The 14,800-nt window shown below is 73.3% G+C and carries 14 protein-coding genes and 1 pseudogene; 5 read left to right on the top strand and 10 right to left on the bottom strand.

Going from position 1 to position 14,800, the window contains the following annotated elements:
* From AB0H81_RS38885 to AB0H81_RS38845, 9 genes and pseudogenes are all read right to left on the bottom strand, one after another.
* A pseudogene (locus AB0H81_RS38885) lies at positions 1-234 on the bottom strand (glycogen debranching protein); the annotation flags it as partial.
* Positions 231-1,052 (bottom strand): carbohydrate ABC transporter permease, encoded by an 822-nt coding sequence (locus AB0H81_RS38880; RefSeq protein ID WP_358385527.1) that lies wholly within the window; start codon positions 1,050-1,052, stop codon positions 231-233. The pseudogene AB0H81_RS38885 and the gene AB0H81_RS38880, both read right to left, overlap by 4 nt.
* Positions 1,053-1,062: 10 nt before the next feature.
* Entirely contained in the window at positions 1,063-1,992 is a 930-nt protein-coding gene (locus tag AB0H81_RS38875; RefSeq protein ID WP_358385524.1) for a sugar ABC transporter permease, read from the bottom strand.
* 4 nt (positions 1,993-1,996) lie between these two features.
* A complete protein-coding gene (locus tag AB0H81_RS38870) occupies positions 1,997-3,280 on the bottom strand; it encodes a sugar ABC transporter substrate-binding protein (RefSeq protein WP_358385521.1) in 1,284 nt (427 codons plus the stop codon).
* A 33-nt stretch (positions 3,281-3,313) separates the two neighbouring features.
* A complete protein-coding gene (locus AB0H81_RS38865) occupies positions 3,314-4,075 on the bottom strand; it encodes an SDR family oxidoreductase (RefSeq protein ID WP_358385518.1) in 762 nt (253 codons plus the stop codon).
* Complete coding sequence (locus tag AB0H81_RS38860; protein ID WP_358385515.1) at positions 4,072-5,307, bottom strand: NAD(+)/NADH kinase; 1,236 nt, start codon at positions 5,305-5,307, stop codon at positions 4,072-4,074. The genes AB0H81_RS38865 and AB0H81_RS38860 overlap by 4 nt, the downstream gene beginning before the upstream one ends.
* Positions 5,304-6,845, bottom strand: a complete 1,542-nt coding sequence (gcvPB, locus tag AB0H81_RS38855; RefSeq protein WP_358385512.1) for an aminomethyl-transferring glycine dehydrogenase subunit GcvPB — start codon at positions 6,843-6,845, stop codon at positions 5,304-5,306. The genes AB0H81_RS38860 and gcvPB overlap by 4 nt, the downstream gene beginning before the upstream one ends.
* On the bottom strand, positions 6,842-8,185 hold the full coding sequence (gene gcvPA / locus AB0H81_RS38850; protein WP_358385509.1) for an aminomethyl-transferring glycine dehydrogenase subunit GcvPA: 1,344 nt from the start codon (positions 8,183-8,185) through the stop codon (positions 6,842-6,844). The genes gcvPB and gcvPA overlap by 4 nt, the downstream gene beginning before the upstream one ends.
* Positions 8,182-10,146, bottom strand: coding sequence for a beta-galactosidase (locus tag AB0H81_RS38845; RefSeq protein WP_358385506.1), 1,965 nt, complete (start codon positions 10,144-10,146; stop codon positions 8,182-8,184). Before AB0H81_RS38845 ends, gcvPA begins: the two co-directional genes overlap by 4 nt.
* 101 nt (positions 10,147-10,247) lie before the next feature.
* Here AB0H81_RS38845 and AB0H81_RS38840 point away from each other — a divergent pair, with 101 nt between their 5' ends.
* Complete coding sequence (locus AB0H81_RS38840) at positions 10,248-10,892, top strand: GntR family transcriptional regulator (protein ID WP_358385503.1); 645 nt, start codon at positions 10,248-10,250, stop codon at positions 10,890-10,892.
* Between the two features lie 299 nt (positions 10,893-11,191).
* Here AB0H81_RS38840 and AB0H81_RS38835 read toward each other — a convergent pair whose 3' ends face one another.
* A complete protein-coding gene (locus tag AB0H81_RS38835; RefSeq protein WP_358385500.1) occupies positions 11,192-11,560 on the bottom strand; it encodes a hypothetical protein in 369 nt (122 codons plus the stop codon).
* Between the two features lie 109 nt (positions 11,561-11,669).
* Here AB0H81_RS38835 and AB0H81_RS38830 point away from each other — a divergent pair, with 109 nt between their 5' ends.
* The 4 genes from AB0H81_RS38830 to AB0H81_RS38815 all read left to right on the top strand — a co-directional run.
* The gene (locus AB0H81_RS38830) at positions 11,670-12,260 is read left to right on the top strand and encodes an RNA polymerase sigma factor (protein WP_358385498.1); all 591 of its coding nucleotides are present in this window, start codon (positions 11,670-11,672) and stop codon (positions 12,258-12,260) included.
* Complete coding sequence (locus AB0H81_RS38825) at positions 12,257-13,081, top strand: zf-HC2 domain-containing protein (RefSeq protein ID WP_358385496.1); 825 nt, start codon at positions 12,257-12,259, stop codon at positions 13,079-13,081. The genes AB0H81_RS38830 and AB0H81_RS38825 overlap by 4 nt, the downstream gene beginning before the upstream one ends.
* Positions 13,078-13,953 carry an ATP-binding cassette domain-containing protein gene (locus tag AB0H81_RS38820; RefSeq protein WP_358385494.1) on the top strand — a complete coding sequence of 292 codons (876 nt, stop codon included), beginning with the start codon at positions 13,078-13,080 and terminating at the stop codon, positions 13,951-13,953. Before AB0H81_RS38825 ends, AB0H81_RS38820 begins: the two co-directional genes overlap by 4 nt.
* On the top strand, positions 13,950-14,800 hold an 851-nt coding region (locus AB0H81_RS38815; RefSeq protein WP_358385491.1), incomplete at its 3' end, for a hypothetical protein. The genes AB0H81_RS38820 and AB0H81_RS38815, both read left to right, overlap by 4 nt.

Here is a 14,800-nt window from a genome sequence, read left to right as displayed (position 1 = left end):
GCCGGCGAAGGCCAGCGCCACGCCGCCCTCGAACTCCACCCGGTCCGGCAGCGCCCGCCGTACGGGCAGCTCCCGGTCGCCGGCGCGGACCCGCAGGCCGGTCAGGACGGCCGTCTCGCGCAGCGGGGTCTCGTAGCGGGCGGCGGCGATCCACAGGGAGCCGTCGTCGGCGGCCATCGCCAGCAGCCGCGACCCCCGGTCGGTGAACGGTCGTTCGCGCAGGTCCAGCATCATCGCCCGCCCAGTCCGGAGGCCGCCATCGAGTTGATGATCTTCCGTTGGCCGATCAGGAAGGCGATCAGCGTGGGCACCACGGCGATCGCCGACCCGGCCAGGATGAGCCCGTAGTCGACCGCGGTGCGCTGCCCGGAGAACTGGCTGAGCAGCAGCGGCACGGTGGCCAGCTCGGGCGAGTTCAGGAAGATCAGGGGGAAGAAGAACGAGTTCCACGAGGCCAGGAAGGCGATGATGCCCAGAGCGCCCAGGCCGGGGCGGATGTTGGGCAGCACGACGTTCCAGAAGCACCGCCAGCGGCCCGCCCCGTCGATGCGGGCCGCCTCCTCCAGCTCCACCGGCACGGCCCTGATGAACTGGCGCAGCAGGAACACCGCGAAGGGGTTGGCCACCGTGGGCAGGATGAGCGACAGGTGGGAGTCGATCCAGCCGAACCGGGCCAGCATGAGGTACAGCGGCACGATCGTGACCTGCGCCGGCACCATCTGGGTGGCCAGGAACACCACGAACAGCACGCCGGAGCCGCGGAAGCGGATCCGGGCGAAGGCGTAGGCCGCCATGGCGGAGGTGAGCAGGGTGAGCGTGACGTTGAGCGCGGCGATGTAGAAGCTGTTCCAGTACGCGGCGCCGAACGGCATCGCCGCGAGCGCGTCGGGGTAGTTCTGCCAGCGCCAGGGGTGGGGCAGCCAGTCGAGCGGGGCGTTCAGCATCTGCCGCACGCCCTTGAACGACGTCAGCAGCATCCAGGCGAACGGGAACACCATGGCCAGCCCGCCGGCCGTGAGCGCGGCGTGCAGGGCCGCCTGCCGGAGTCGCATCAGCTCTCCCTCACGAGTCGTAGTGGACCAGGCGCTTCTGCGCGGCGAACTGGACGAGGGTCACGAGCAGCGTCAGGGCCAGCAGGATCAGCGCGGCGGCGCTGCTCATGCCGAACTCGAAGTCCTTGAAGCCCAGCTCGTAGACCTGGTAGACGATCGTGCGGGCGCCCTCGTTGTCCTCCGGGCGCACCAGCACGTAGATCTGGTCGAACGCCTGGAACGAGCTGATCACGGCGACCACGGTCGAGAAGAAGATCGTGGGCGAGAGCAGCGGCAGGGTGACCGAGCGGAAGATCCGCAGGCTGCCCGCGCCGTCCATCCGGGCGGCCTCGACGATCTGCGGCGGGATGGTCTGCAGCCCCGCCAGGAAGATCACCACGTTGAGGCCGAGCGACGACCAGATCGTCACGACGGCGATGGCCACGATCACCCAGCCGGTGTCGCCGAGCCAGTCGGGCGCGGTGAGCCCGAACCAGCGCTGCAGCGAGGTGTTGAGCACGCCGTTCTCGTCACCGGCCAGGATGACCTGCCACATGAGCGCGACGGCGACCGAGCTGGTGACCACCGGCATGAAGTACAGCACCCGGTAGAAGGAGCCGCCGCGCACGTTGTTCAGCGCCACCGCGATGAGCAGCGCGAGGCCGAGGCCGACGGGCACGGTGAGCAGGGCGAGCTTGACCGTGTTCCACACGGCCAGGCCGAAGTCGGGGTCGGAGAGCTGGGCGGCGAAGTTGCCGAGGCCGGCCCACTCCTTCTGGCCGAGGCCGTCCCAACGCATGAACGCCAGCACGACGGCGAAGCCGAGCGGGAAGACCAGGAACACGGCCAGGGCCGTGACCTGCGGGGCGAGGAAGAACGCGGCCCACCAGCCGTCGCGGTTGCGCACGGCGGGGGCCTGCCGCCGGCCCGCCCGGGGGCGGGACCGGGTGAGGACTGCCACGGCCTCAGCCCAGCTTGCTCTGGACGAGTTGCTGGAGCTCGGTCATGCCCTGGTCGAAGCCGACCTTGCCGCTCCACACCTTCATGAGGTGCTCGTTGATCGCGGCGGTGAGGCCGGGCACCGCGACCTCCTCGGGGTAGTTGGCGAAGCCGGTGTCGCGCACGTCGAGGAAGGTCCGGGCGTGCTTGGGGTAGCCGTCCGCCAGGACGACCTGCTCGGCGCCCTTGACGGACGGCACGGCGCCGCCGTCCTTGAGCCGCAGGAGCTGGCCCTCCTTGCCGACGAACTCGGTGAGGAACGTGAAGGCCTCCTTGGGCAGCTTCGTGTCCTTGTTGAGCGCCAGGTAGGAGGCGGCAACCGCGCCCGGCATGGGCGCGCCGGTCGGCGAGGGGAACGGCACGATGTCGTAGTCGTCGAGCTCGCCGCCCTTGCGCAGGGAGTCGATCACCCAGCGGCCGCCCGCGTAGAAGCCGGCCTTGTGCTTGAGGAACTGGGTGCTCGGACCGTTGCTGTCGGGCAGCGTGTCGGCGCTGAGGAACGTCTTGTCCCGGTAGCCGTCGGCGAGCGTGCGCAGCGCCTCGCGCGCCTTGGGGTCGGTGGTGGCGACGAACTTCCCGCCGTCCCACACCTTGCCGCCGAAGCCGTTGATCATGGAGTACGTGGAGCCGTACCAGTTCCAGAAGATCGAGCCGGCTTTGCCCGCGGCCTTGAGCTTGGCATTCATGTCCAGATATTTCGGCATAGTCCACTGGCCGGCCTCGTTGAGGGCGGCCGGGTCCTCGGTGATGCCGGCGTCCTTGAGCGCCTTCTTGTCGAACCAGAGCACCTCGGGATTGGTGTCGTTCGGGACGGCGTAGACGGTGCCGTCGCGCTTGGCGCCGCCGTACACGCCGTCGAAGAAGTCCTCGGGACGGCTCTTCGAATCGGGCCCGGCGAGCTTGTCGCCGAGGGGCGTGAGCACCCCCGCGGAGACGAACTTGCCGATGTTGTCGTCGCCCACGAAGAACACGTCGGGCGCCGTCCTGCTGGTGAGCTGGGTGAGCAGCTTGGGGTGGTAGTCCTCGTACTTCGCGACCGACTCCAGCTTGAGCCGGATGCCGGGGTGGCGCCGCTGGAAGTCCTCGGTGAACTTCTCGTAGAGTTTCACGTCCTCGGCCGATCCCCAGGTGGACCAGCGCACGGTCACCGGGCCGCGGCCGTCGCCCGTGCCGGGAACGTTCCCGCCGCCGCCGCTGCACGCGGTGGTGGCAAGGGCGAGGGCGCTCAGGACGCTCAGCGCACGCTTCATGGTGGCTCCTTACGATCTTTCTTGCGGGGGGTGTCAGGCGAGCCCGCCGCCGTCGACGACGAGGGCGGATCCGGTGACGTAGCTGGAGGCGTCGCCCGCCAGGAACAGCACGGCGCGGGCGATCTCCTCAGGGGTGCCGGCGCGGCCCATCGGCCGGTCGGCCGCGTCGCTCGCGAACGCGGCCCAGTCCTCGCCGAGCTGGCGGGCCTCGTCGCGCAGCATGGGCGTGTCGGTGTCGCCGGGGTTGACGGAGTTGACCCGGATCCCGGCCCGGGCGTGGTCGATGGCCAGCGCCCGGGTCATGTTGACCACGGCCGCCTTGGAGGCGCAGTAGGACAGGGCGTTGCCGCCGCCCTTGAGCCCCCAGCCCGATCCGGTGTTGACGATGGAGCCGCCCTCGGTCATCGCAGGGACGGCGTACTTGCACATGAGGAAGACGGAGCGGACGTTGACCGCCATGACGCGGTCCCACTCCTCGACGTCCAGGTCCAGGGCCGTGGTGCGGCGGATGATGCCGGCGTTGTTGAACAGGACGTGCAGCCCGCCGAAGGTTCCGGTGGCGGTCTCCACGACGTGCCGGCAGTCGTCGGGCGCAGACACGTCGGCGCGCACCGCGACCGCGACTCCGGGCCGGGTGTCGTTGATCAGCGCGGCGGTCGTCCCGGCTCCCTCGCCGTCGATGTCGGCGACCACCACGCGGGCGCCCTCCTCGGCGAACAGCAGCGCGGTGGCGCGCCCGATGCCGGAGGCACCGCCGGTGACGATCGCGACCTTGCCCTCGAGCTGGGCGTTCATCCGTACAACTCCTCACTTGCCGCACTGATGCGGTAGATCGTGCTTTCGTGGTAGCCGGTGATCACCTGGACGTGCCCGGCGAGCATCCGGTCGAGGTCCTCGTCGCCGCTGTCGGCGAGCAGCGGGCGCCCGCCGAGGGCGGCGAGCTTCTGCTGGGTGGCCAGCACGAGCAGCCGCCCGGGAACGGTCCCGAGGACGGCGCGGAGCACGCGCGGCGACACCTGCTGGTTGCCGCGGCCGAGCACGAAGCCCTGCCCGCCGATCACCGACAGCACGAGGACCGCCTCCCGGCCCTCGACCAGCCCCGACAGCTCCGCCTCGGAGACGTCGGCCGCCACCAGCCGGCCCTCGGCGCCGTCGCGTTCCACCACGTCCACGCCGAGCAGGGTGGTGGCCAGCCCGAGCGCGCGGCCGACGGCCCGCGTGGTGGCGCCGGGCCCCAGGACGTGGCGGACGCCGGGCCGCATCCGGGAGACGACCTCCCGGGCGATGCCCTCGACCGTGCCGGGCGCCGTCGCGGAGGAGCCGGCCTTGCGGCCCGACAGCGCGGCGGGGGCGGCGGGAACCGGCAGGCCGCCGTACAGGACCGGGCTCACCAGCCCCTGCCGGTAGCGGTCCTCGTCGAGGTCCACCACCTCGGCCTCGATGAGCGCCGCCCGGCCCGGTCCCCCGCCGGACGTCCCGGAGAGGCCGGACGTCCCGGAGAGGTACGCCGCCGCGAGGAACCCGGCCGCGGCCGGGCTGACGGCGAAGCAGCCCGAGTACACCTTCACCCCCGCCGGGATCCCCAGCACGGGCGGGACGCGCTCGCCGCGTTCGCGCAGCTCGCGGACCGCGTCGAGCACGTCGCGCGCCGTCCCGTCGCCGCCCGCGAACAGCAGCAGGTCCACCCCGGCCATCGCCAGGACGGCCCGCCGCGTGTCCCGCGCCGTCGTGGGTCCCGACGGTCCCGACTCGGCCAGCGGGCTGGGACGTACCAGGTCGTGGGGGGCGCCGGCGGCGCGGGCGCTGTGCCCGCCCATCGGGCCCGGCGCCGTGACCAGGCGCGTGCCGGGGCGGCGCGACAGCAGCGCGCGCACCGCCCGCGCAGCCCGCTCCCCCGCCCGCGGCGTGGCGCCCCGGGCCAGGGCCGCGCGCTGCGCTTCCGCGCCGTCGCTGCCCTTCAGGCCCGCCGCACCGCCCAGCCCGGCGACCGGGTTGACGACCAGCCCCACCGACACCCCTCCGGTCATGACAGGTGCTTGCGGACGTAGGCGCGCCAGGTGGGCGCCCACGCCTTGGGGTCGTCCAGCGGCGACGGGTCGATCTTGTGCACGCTCTGGTTGTACGGGGCGCCCCTGACCAGCTCGGGATCGCGGCGCGCCTCGTCCGCCACGTGGGCCAGGATCGCCGCGTACTCGTCGAGGTCCTCCTTGGAGTACGACTCGGTGGGCTCCAGCGTGAACGGCTCGGGCACCAGGTACGGGTGGTGGCTGGTCCAGTAGTGCACGCCGAAGTCCGCCGCCCGCACGCCGATCTCCTCGGAGTGGACCCCGGTCTCCTCCGACAGCTCCTGCCAGGAGTAGCGCACCTGCTCGATGCGCCGCCCGCCCCAGGGCGCCGACGCGCCTGGGATGTCGAGGATCCTGCGCATCAGGTAGTTGTTGTTGAGCGCGGCCGTCTCGGCCACCTGGCGCAGGCCGTCCGCGCCGAGCGACATGATCCAGGCGTAGGCGCGCACGATGTTCGGGGTGACGCCGAGGAACGGCCGCACCTTGCCGATGGAACGTTCCGGCGTCTCCAACCGGTACGTGGAGCCGTCGAAGGCGACGACCGGTCCGGGCAGGAACGGCGCCAGCCCCGCCGACACGCCGCACGCGCCGGCCGCGGGCCCGCCGCAGGCATGAGGGGTGGAGAAGGTCTTGTGCAGGTTGAAGTGGCACAGGTCGAACCCGGCGTCGCGGGCCCGGGTGATGCCGAGGATGCCGTTGGCGTTGGCCTGGTCGTAGCAGGCCAGGCCGCCCGCCTCGTGGACGAGGTCCACGAACTCCCGGATGCGCGGGTTGAAGATGCCGGTGTCCTCCGGGTTGGTGATCATCAGGGCGGCGGTGCGGGGCCCGACGGCCGCGCGCAGCGCCTCGATGTCCGGCAGGCCGTCGGCGTCCGGCATGAGGGTGATCACCTCGAAGCCGGCGGTCTTGGCGCAGGCCGCGTTCGACGGGTGGGAGAACATCGTCGTGATGACCTGGTCGCGGTGGCCCTCGCCGCGGGCCGCGTGGTAGGCGCGGATCATGGCGACGTTCGCGTAGATGGCGGCCGAGCCGGAGCCCGGCTGGAGGGAGACGCGGGACATGCCGGAGATCTCGGCCAGCATCCGCTCCAGCCGCCAGTAGATCTCCAGCACGCCCTGGACGGTGTCCTCGTGCTGGAGCGGGTGCAGCTCGGCGACCGCGGCGGCGAACCGGTCGTTGACCTTGGGGCTGTACTTCATCGTGCAGGTGCCCTGGCCGACGTCGATGTTGAGGTCGGCGCCGAGGTTCTCCTGCGACAGGCGCAGGTAGTGGCGCACCACGTGCGGCTGCGCCAGCTCGGGCAGCTTCGGCGGCTCGGCGCGCCGCACCGAGGCGGGCAGCTCGACCCGGGGCGCGCCGGGTTCGGGCACGGCGATGCCGCGGCGGCCCGGCGTGGACAGCTCGAAGATGATCGGCTCGTCCCAGCGGGCCTGGTGGAAGCGGCGCAGCGGCGGCTTGGGCGCGACGGGCAGCTCGGCGAAGGGCTCCGCGGTGTTCACGGCGTCTCCTGGAGGGCGGCGATGGCGGCGATTTCGGCGGCGAGGCGGTCGATGTCGGCGATGGAGTGGCGCTCGGTCACGCAGACCAGCACGGTGCGCTCGTCGAGGGGCACCCCGCCGTAGATGCCGCGCTCGCGCAGCCGGTCGAGCAGGGCGGCGCTGGAGGGCACCTCGACGGCGAACTCGCGGAAGTGGATCGCGTCCGGGTGCAGGACGGTGACGGACCGGGCCAGGGCGTCCATGGCGTAGCGGGTGCGGGCGAGGATCGTCTCCCCCAGCTCGCGCATGCCGTGCGGGCCCATGAGCGCGAGGTAGACGCCGGCCGTGATGCCCCACAGGGCGGCGGCGGTGCCCACCCACTCCTTGCCCTCCTCGCGGTGGGCGAAGGAGGTGCGGTCGTAGAAGACGTCACCGAAGCCGTACTCGCCCGGCACCTTCGTCGGCGCGATGCCGAACAGCCGGGAGGGGAACTCGGCGACCAGCGGCTCGTGGTCGTGGGTGGCGATGTACCCGGCGTGGCCGCCGCCGAAGCTCTGGTGCATGCCGAGCGACTGGATGTCGCCGCAGGCGATGTCGGCGCCGTACGCGGCGGGCGGGGCGAGCACGCCCAGGGAGATCGGGTCGGCGCCCACGACCAGCAGGGCGCCGTGGGCGTGGGCCAGGTCGGCCAGCTCCCGGCCGCGCGTCTCGACGACGCCGTACACGTTGGGCGTCTCCAGGTAGATCGCGGCATACGAGTCGTCGAAGGCGGTGACGGTCAGCTGGCCGTCCTCCCCCGCGGGCGCGAGGACGATCTCGACGTCCGGGGTGAGGAAGTCACGCAGCTTGCTCAGCTTGTCGGCGGCCACGGCCGCGCTGACCAGCACCTTCGAGCGCCCGGTGTGGCGGCCGGCCATGCGCAGCGCGGTGCCCGCCGCCTGGAAGCCGTCGTAGGTCGGGACGTTGACGACGTCCATCTCCAGCAGCTCGCCCATCATGCTGACGTACTCGAACAGGGCCTGGAAGCGGCCGTGGTCCTCGTACGGCTCGCCGGCGTAAGCGGTCAGGAACTCGCTCCTGGAGTTGACCTCGTCGCAGACGGCGGGCACGTGGTGCGGGTAGCAGCCGTGGCCGAGGAAGCTCAGCGCCTCGTCGGTGCCGGTGGTCCGGCCGAGCAGGCCGTTCATGTGGCGGACCAGGTCGTGCTCGGCCGTGAGGGGCGCCGGCAGGTCGAGCGGCCGGTTCAGGCGCAGGTCCGCGGGGATGTCGGCGTAGAACTCGTCGACGCTCTCCGCGCCGATCGCGGCGAGCATCTCGGCCCGCACGCCGGGTTCGGCGTTCGGGATGTACGGGTGCGTCACGTGTCTCCTTCGATCCTGAGCACGACGGCGTCGCGCGGGGCGAGGACGGCGTCGCCTCGCAGGTCGGTGTCGGTGAGCAGGTCCCGGCCGGGGTACGGCAGGGCGACCCGCTGCTCGCCGGTGGTGTGGTTGAGCAGGAACAGGTGCCGGCCCCGCCGGACCGCCTCCACCCCGGCGGGCACGGCGATCGCCGGGACCCCGGCCAGCACGCGGTCCAGCACGGGCGTCAGGTCGGCGGGCAGGCAGCCGAGGTAGGTGGCGTTCCCCTTGCGGGTGATCGCGGGCAGCCCGTCCAGGTCGCCGCCCTCGAAGCGGGCCAGCACGGCCGTGCCCTCGTCGGGGCGCAGCCACTCGGCCCAGGTCCGGGCCACGCCCGCGCCGCCGCCGGCGTACCGCAGGGCCTGGGTGACCCCGTCGGGCAGCGGCCAGAACTCCTCGACCGCGACGCCCAGCAGGTCGCGCAGCGGGCCGGGCGCGCCGCCGTCGTGCACCTGGTCGGAGGCGTCGACCACGCCGCTGAACGGGCCGACGACCAGCTCCCCGGTGACGGCGGCGAGCGCCTTGGCCTGCTCGGCGGTGCAGAGGTAGAGGTTGGGCACGATGACCACGCGGTAGCCCGACAGGTCGGCGCCGGGCGGCGTGAGATCGACGGCGACGCCCCGGGCGTGCAGCGGCGCGTACCAGGACAGCAGCAGGTCCTTGAGCTTGAGCCGGTCGGAGGGCATCGACTCGGGCGCCTCCAGGCCCCACCAGCTGTCCCAGCCGAACACGAGCGCCACCTCGGCGCGGGTGTGGCCCCCCGCGACCTCCGCGAGCCGCCGCAGGTCCGCGCCGAGCCGCAGCGTGTCGCGCCAGCCGCGCGTCGCGGTGCCGCCGTGCGGCAGCAGCGCCGAGTGGAACTTCTCCGGCCCGTACCTCGCCTGCCGCCACTGGAAGAACATCACCCCGTCGGCGCCGTGGGCGACGGCCTGGAGGCTGTGCAGGCGCATCACGCCGGGCGGCTTGGGGGCGTTGACCGCGCGCCACGACACGGCCGACGGCGCGGACTCCATCAGCAGCCAGGGCCGCCGCTTGAGCGAGCGCATGAGGTCGTAGCTGAGCGCGACCGCCACGTGCGAGTCCGGGTCGGCCGGGTCGGGGTAGGCGTCGTCGCTCACCAGGTCCTCGGCCCGCGCCCAGGTCCAGTAGTCGAGGCCGTGCAGGATGCTCATGAAGTTCGTGGTGACGGGCACGCCCGGGGTGACGGCGCGCAGCGCGTCGCGTTCGGCGGTGAACAGCTCCAGCAGGGCGTCGCTGCAGAAGCGCCGCCAGTCGAGGAGCTGGGCGGGGTTGACCGGCCCGGGCGCCTTGCGGGGCGGCTCGACCTGGTCGAAGCCGGTGTAGTGCTGGCCCCAGCAGGACGTGCCCCAGGCGGCGTTGAGCCCGTCGGCCGTGCCGTACCGGGCCTGGAGCCAGGCGCGGAAGTGGCGGGCCGACTCGGGGCAGAAGCATTCGAGCGTGTGGTCGGCGTACTCGTTGCCCACGTGCCACAGGGCCAGCGCCGGATGGCCGCCGTACCGGGTGGCCAGGGCGGTCGCCAGCCGTACGGCGAGCTCGCGGAAGACCGGCGAGCTGGGGCAGTAGCCCTGCCGGGAGCCGAACTCCAGCCGGGTGCCCGTGGCGTCGACCGGCATGATCTCGGGGTGGCGGCGCACCAGCCACGGGGGCGGGGTGGCGGTCGCGGTGGCGAGGTCGGCGGCGATGCCGTGCTCGTGCAGCAGGCCGAGCACGCGGTCCAGCCAGCCGAAGTCGTACGCGCCCGGCTCGGGCTCCAGCCGCGACCAGGCGAAGACCGCGACGGTGACCATGGTGACCCCGGCCTCGGCCATGAGGCGCACGTCCTCGGCCCAGATCTCCTCAGGCCACTGCTCGGGGTTGTAGTCGCCGCCGTACAGCAGCCCCGGCACCCGGGTCAGACCCACTCGACACTCCCTCCTGTGTTTTGTATTCAGAATTCATAGTGCAGTATTTTGAATCACGTCAAGAGCTAGTATTGGGCACGGCCGAAAACCGAAGGAGCGTCATGCCGATCGACCGGCGACCGCTACGCGAGCAGATCCGCGAAGAGCTGCTGGGCAGGCTGGACCGGGGAGACTTCGCCGCGGGCACCGACATCAACGAGGTCGCGCTGGCGGCCGAGCTCGGTGTCAGCCGCACCCCCCTGCGGGAGGCGCTGATCACTTTGGCGGGCGAAGGGGTCCTGGAGAGCACCCAGGGCCGCGGATTCCGGTTCGCCCCGGTGAGCAGGAAGGAGTTCACGGAGCTCTGCGAGATCGTGGCGGGACTGGAGGGGCTGGCCCTCGACGCCTCCGACCCGGCGTACCTGCGCGAGATCGCACCCGAGCTGCTGCGGATGGCGCGCGACTTCCCCGACCGGATCGCCGAGCAGCACGTGATAGAGCGCCACGACGACGAGTGGCACGACCTGCTCGTCAGCGGCTGCCGCAACGAGCGGCTGCTCGACCTCATCACCAGCGTCAAGGCGGGACTGCGCCGCTACGCGCACCTTCTGGCGGGCGACGACACGCCGCTCGAACGCGAGGCGGCCGAGCACTGCCGCGTGGCCGAGCTGCTCATGGCCGGCGACCTGGCCGAGGCCGTCCAGGCTCTGCGTGACAACTGGGTCAACGGGATGGAGCGGATGATGTCCCGCATCCCCGCCTCCTGACGGCGGCCCGGGCGAGCGTGGCCGCCGGTGAGGCGATGAGCAGGGCCGCGACCATCATCGCGAGAGACCCCCGGTGCGGGGCACTCTGCGAGGAGCGTTCCGAGGAACGCGGCGGGGCCGGTCATCGGCCCGGCGGGATCGGCCGGGGCCGGTTAGCGCCTGACCCGTGAACGGGAGCGGGCTCCCTGGAGCTGAGGTGTTGTCTGAGCAGCTCAGCGGCCAGGAGCCCGTGGTTGTCGGTCCACACGCCCAAGACCGTGAACGCCGGCGGTTGCACCGATCAGCCCGGAGCCGGTCAGTCAGGAGGTTCCCTGGGTAGGGTCTTCGGCCGCTCCCTGCCTGTTCGCCGGAGCCGGGGAGACGCGGAACGCGAGTACCGCCGCGGAGAGCAGCAACAGCCCGCATACGCCCTGTTCCGCGACCATCCAGCCCGGCAGTGGCAGGAACAGCAGCACTCCCACCACCGCGACAGGAATCACGACGAGCACGATTCGCAGGCGTAGGAGCGCTCGGTGGCCCGCGTGCTGGGCGCGGCGGGCGAACGCGAGGGTGAGAATCGACGTCGCCGCCACGATGACACCGCGCCCCCACGCCTGCGGGCTGACGAGCGACGGGGCGAGCGGGAGAAGTTCTCCGCCATCAGTCTGGTACGGGCCGACGGTGGTCACGCCGGCGGCTGGTGACCCGGGCCGAGCAGGTCCTCGGCCTGGCCGTCACGATCGTCGAGCGCAATGCCGCGAGGGAACCGGACGGCGTCGCCACTGCGATAAAGGGGGTGTGCACCGATTCCTCGCCCGACGCAGGGAACCCCCTCCGATCGGGCCCGACAGTGATGACGCCGAGCTCCTCCAGGCCGTGGCCGCGGAGCGGACGGAGGCGCTGAAGATCCTGCACCGGCGGCACGCGCCCTGGCTGCGAGCGCGGCTGGCCCGCCGCTGCGCCGACCCCGACCTGGTCGACGAGGCTCTCCAGGACGCCTTCGTGGCCGTCTGGCGCGGCGCCCACCGCTACCGCCCGGCGCACGGGGACGCCGCCGCGTGGATGTGGACGATCGCGGTCCGCCGGCTCGTCTCGCTGCTGCGGAAGAGCGGGAAGACCCCCGTGCACGGCGGCCTGCCGGACTCCGGGGTCACGGCGGCGGGCGGGATCACCGAGTCGGCCGAGGACGCCGTGCTGGTCGGGATCGAGCACGGCGATCTGGGCACGGCGCTGGCCCGGCTCTCCCCCGACCTGCGGGCCGCCATCCAGGCCACCGTCCTGGACGGGCTCACCGTGCGCGAGGCCGCCCGCCTCCTCGGGATCCCCGAGGGCACCGTCAAGACCCGCGTCATGCGGGCCAAAGCACAGCTCAGGGGGTTCCTCGCATGAGCGCTGTCTGGCATCCGCCCGCCGACCTGGTGCGGCGCTACACGGCCGGCCGCCTGGACCCCGTCCAGGTCATGTCGGTGGAGGCGCACATCGCCCGGTGCGGCCCCTGCCGCGCGGCCGTGCCGTACGAGGAGGAGTGGCTCACCGCGGCCTGGGAACGGATCGAGGACGTCGTGGACCGGCCGCGGCCGGGACCCGGCACGCGGCTCCTCGTCCGGGCCGGGGTGCCGGAGCACACGGCCCGGCTGCTGTCGGCCACCCCCTCCCTGACCCGCGCCTGGCTGGTGGCGGTGAGCGCCGTGCTGGCGTTCGCGGTGGCCGCGGCCCGGGTCACCTCCGGCGATCCGGACGTCCTGCTGGCCTTCCTGGTGACCGCGCCGGTGCTGCCGGTGGCGGGGATCGCGGTGGCCTACGGCCGCGGCGTGGACCCCGCGTACGAGCTGCACGCCGCCACCCCGATGGCCGGGGCGCGGCTCTTCCTGCTGCGGGCAGTCGCCGTGCTGTCCGTGGCGTTCGGGCTGACCGGCGCGGCGACGCTGCTGCTGCCCGGGCCGCTCGGGCTGAGCGCCGCCTGGCTGTTGCCGGCGCTGACGCTCGGCCTCGCCCTGCTGGCCCTGTCGGGCCGCATGCCGCCGCTCCTGGCCGGCTCGCTGCTCACCACCGGGTGGTTCGCCGTGGTCCTGGTCTGCGACGGCGCGCTGCATGACCGGTTCCTGCCGTTCCATCCGGCGTCCCAGCCCCTGTACGGCGGCGCCGTCCTCGCCCTGCTCGTGCTCGTCCGCCTGCGGCACCGCCGCCTCACCTTGGGGGAACGCCTGTGAACGCCACCGTGGAGATCCGGGCGCTGACCAAGCGCTTCGGACGGACCACCGTGCTCGACCACGCCGACCTGCGCGTCGGGCCCGGCGTGACCGGGCTGCTCGGCCCGAACGGCGCGGGCAAGACGACCCTGCTGCGCTGCCTGGCCACCACCCTGGCCCCCGACGGCGGGCGGATCACCGCCCTGGGCCTGGACCCGGCCCGTCGCGAGCAGCGCACCGAGCTGCGCCGCCGCCTCGGCTACCTGCCGCAGGACCCCGGCTTCTACCCGCACTTCACCGTCTTCGAGCTGCTCGACTACGTCGCGATCCTCAAGGAGCTGACCGACCGCGCGCGGCGCCACCGCGAGGTGCGCCGGGTGCTCGCGGAGGTGGACCTGACCGGCCGCGCCCACGCGAAGGTGCGCACGCTCTCCGGCGGGATGAGGCAGCGCCTGGCCCTGGCGCAGGCGCTGCTCAGCGACCCCGAGCTGCTCGTGCTCGACGAGCCCACCGTGGGACTCGACCCCGAGCAGCGCATGCGCTTCCGCGCCCTGGTCTCCCGGCTCGGCGAGGACCGCACCGTACTGCTGTCCACCCACCAGACCGAGGACGTGGCCGCCCTGTGCGACCACGTGGTCGTGATGGCCGGCGGCGGCGTCGTGTTCGACGGAACCCCGCGGGAGCTGGCCGGGGTCGCGGCCGGGAAGGTGTGGATCTGCGACGCCCAGCCCGGCGGCGGCGCCCGGCCCGGCGGCGCGGTGCTCCGGTGGCGGACGGCCGACGGCCGCCACCGGGTCGTCGGCGAGCGCCCCGCGGGCGCCGTGCCGGCCGAACCCGCCATCGAGGACGGCTACCTGCTGCTGCTCGGCGCGCGGGCGGAGGCCGTGGCATGACCGGGCGGCGGATGGTGTGGCCGGTCGGAAGGCGGCGTGCCGCGGGGCGTCCGGTCGCAGGAGGGCGGGCCGCGGAGGAGCCGATCACAGGAGGGCGGGCCGCGGAGGAGCCGGTCGCGGGGCGGCGGGCCGGGGAGGGGCGGGCCGCACGGACGCTGTTCGCGTTCGAGCTTCGCAGGGCGCTGCGCAGCCCCCTCCTGTGGGGCGCGGCCGTCCTCTGCCTGGTGCTGCGGCTGGTGGCGGTGTGGGAGTGGCTGCCCGACCTCACGACCGATCCGGTGAGCATGTCGGGAGCCATGCTGCTGCCGGCCGCGGCGGCGCTGCTCACCGCCCACCTCGCCGTCGCGCGCGACCGGCGCCGGGGCGTGCCGGAGGCGCTGGCCGCGCTGCCCGGCCGGGCCGCGTCGCGCACCTCGGCCGCGGCCGGCGCCGTCGTGACCGCGGGGACCGGGATCGCGGCCCTGGTGATGGCGCTCTACCTGGCGATCCGCGCGTCCATGGGGCCGGTGGCCGGGACGCTGGACCCCTTCGAGGCCCTGGCCGGGGTCCTGGCGGTGCCGTTCGCCGCCGCGCTCGGCGCGCTGCTGGCCCGCTGGGTCCGGTGGGCGGTCGCGGCGCCGCTGGCGGTGTTCCTGGTGGGCGCGTTCACGTACCTGAACGGCAACCAGAGCGGCTACGGCGACTGGTTCCTGCCGGTCGTGCTGTTCCACGGCCCGGACTGGCCCGGCCGGCCCTCGGGACTGCACGTGCTCTACCTGGTGGCGGCGGGCGCGCTGATGGCGGCGCTGGCGCTGCTGCGGCACGGACGGCGGCCGGCGCGGCTGGTCGCGGTGGTGGCCGCGGCGGC

The organism is Nonomuraea sp. NPDC050691, assembly GCF_040654455.1.
Classification (GTDB): domain Bacteria; phylum Actinomycetota; class Actinomycetes; order Streptosporangiales; family Streptosporangiaceae; genus Nonomuraea.
Note: the sequence above shows the minus strand (reverse complement) of the source record. Positions and strands in the feature narration are given on the sequence as shown.

Bases quoted from the DNA above. Each gene is read 5' to 3' on its own strand.
- AB0H81_RS38880 (WP_358385527.1), bottom strand. From the start codon at position 1,052: ATGCGACTCCGGCAGGCGGCCCTGCACGCCGCGCTCACGGCCGGCGGG.
- AB0H81_RS38870 (WP_358385521.1), bottom strand. From the start codon at position 3,280: ATGAAGCGTGCGCTGAGCGTCCTGAGCGCCCTCGCCCTTGCCACCACC.
- AB0H81_RS38865 (WP_358385518.1), bottom strand. From the start codon at position 4,075: ATGAACGCCCAGCTCGAGGGCAAGGTCGCGATCGTCACCGGCGGTGCC.
- AB0H81_RS38860 (WP_358385515.1), bottom strand. From the start codon at position 5,307: ATGACCGGAGGGGTGTCGGTGGGGCTGGTCGTCAACCCGGTCGCCGGG.
- AB0H81_RS38840 (WP_358385503.1), top strand. From the start codon at position 10,248: ATGCCGATCGACCGGCGACCGCTACGCGAGCAGATCCGCGAAGAGCTG.
- AB0H81_RS38825 (WP_358385496.1), top strand. From the start codon at position 12,257: ATGAGCGCTGTCTGGCATCCGCCCGCCGACCTGGTGCGGCGCTACACG.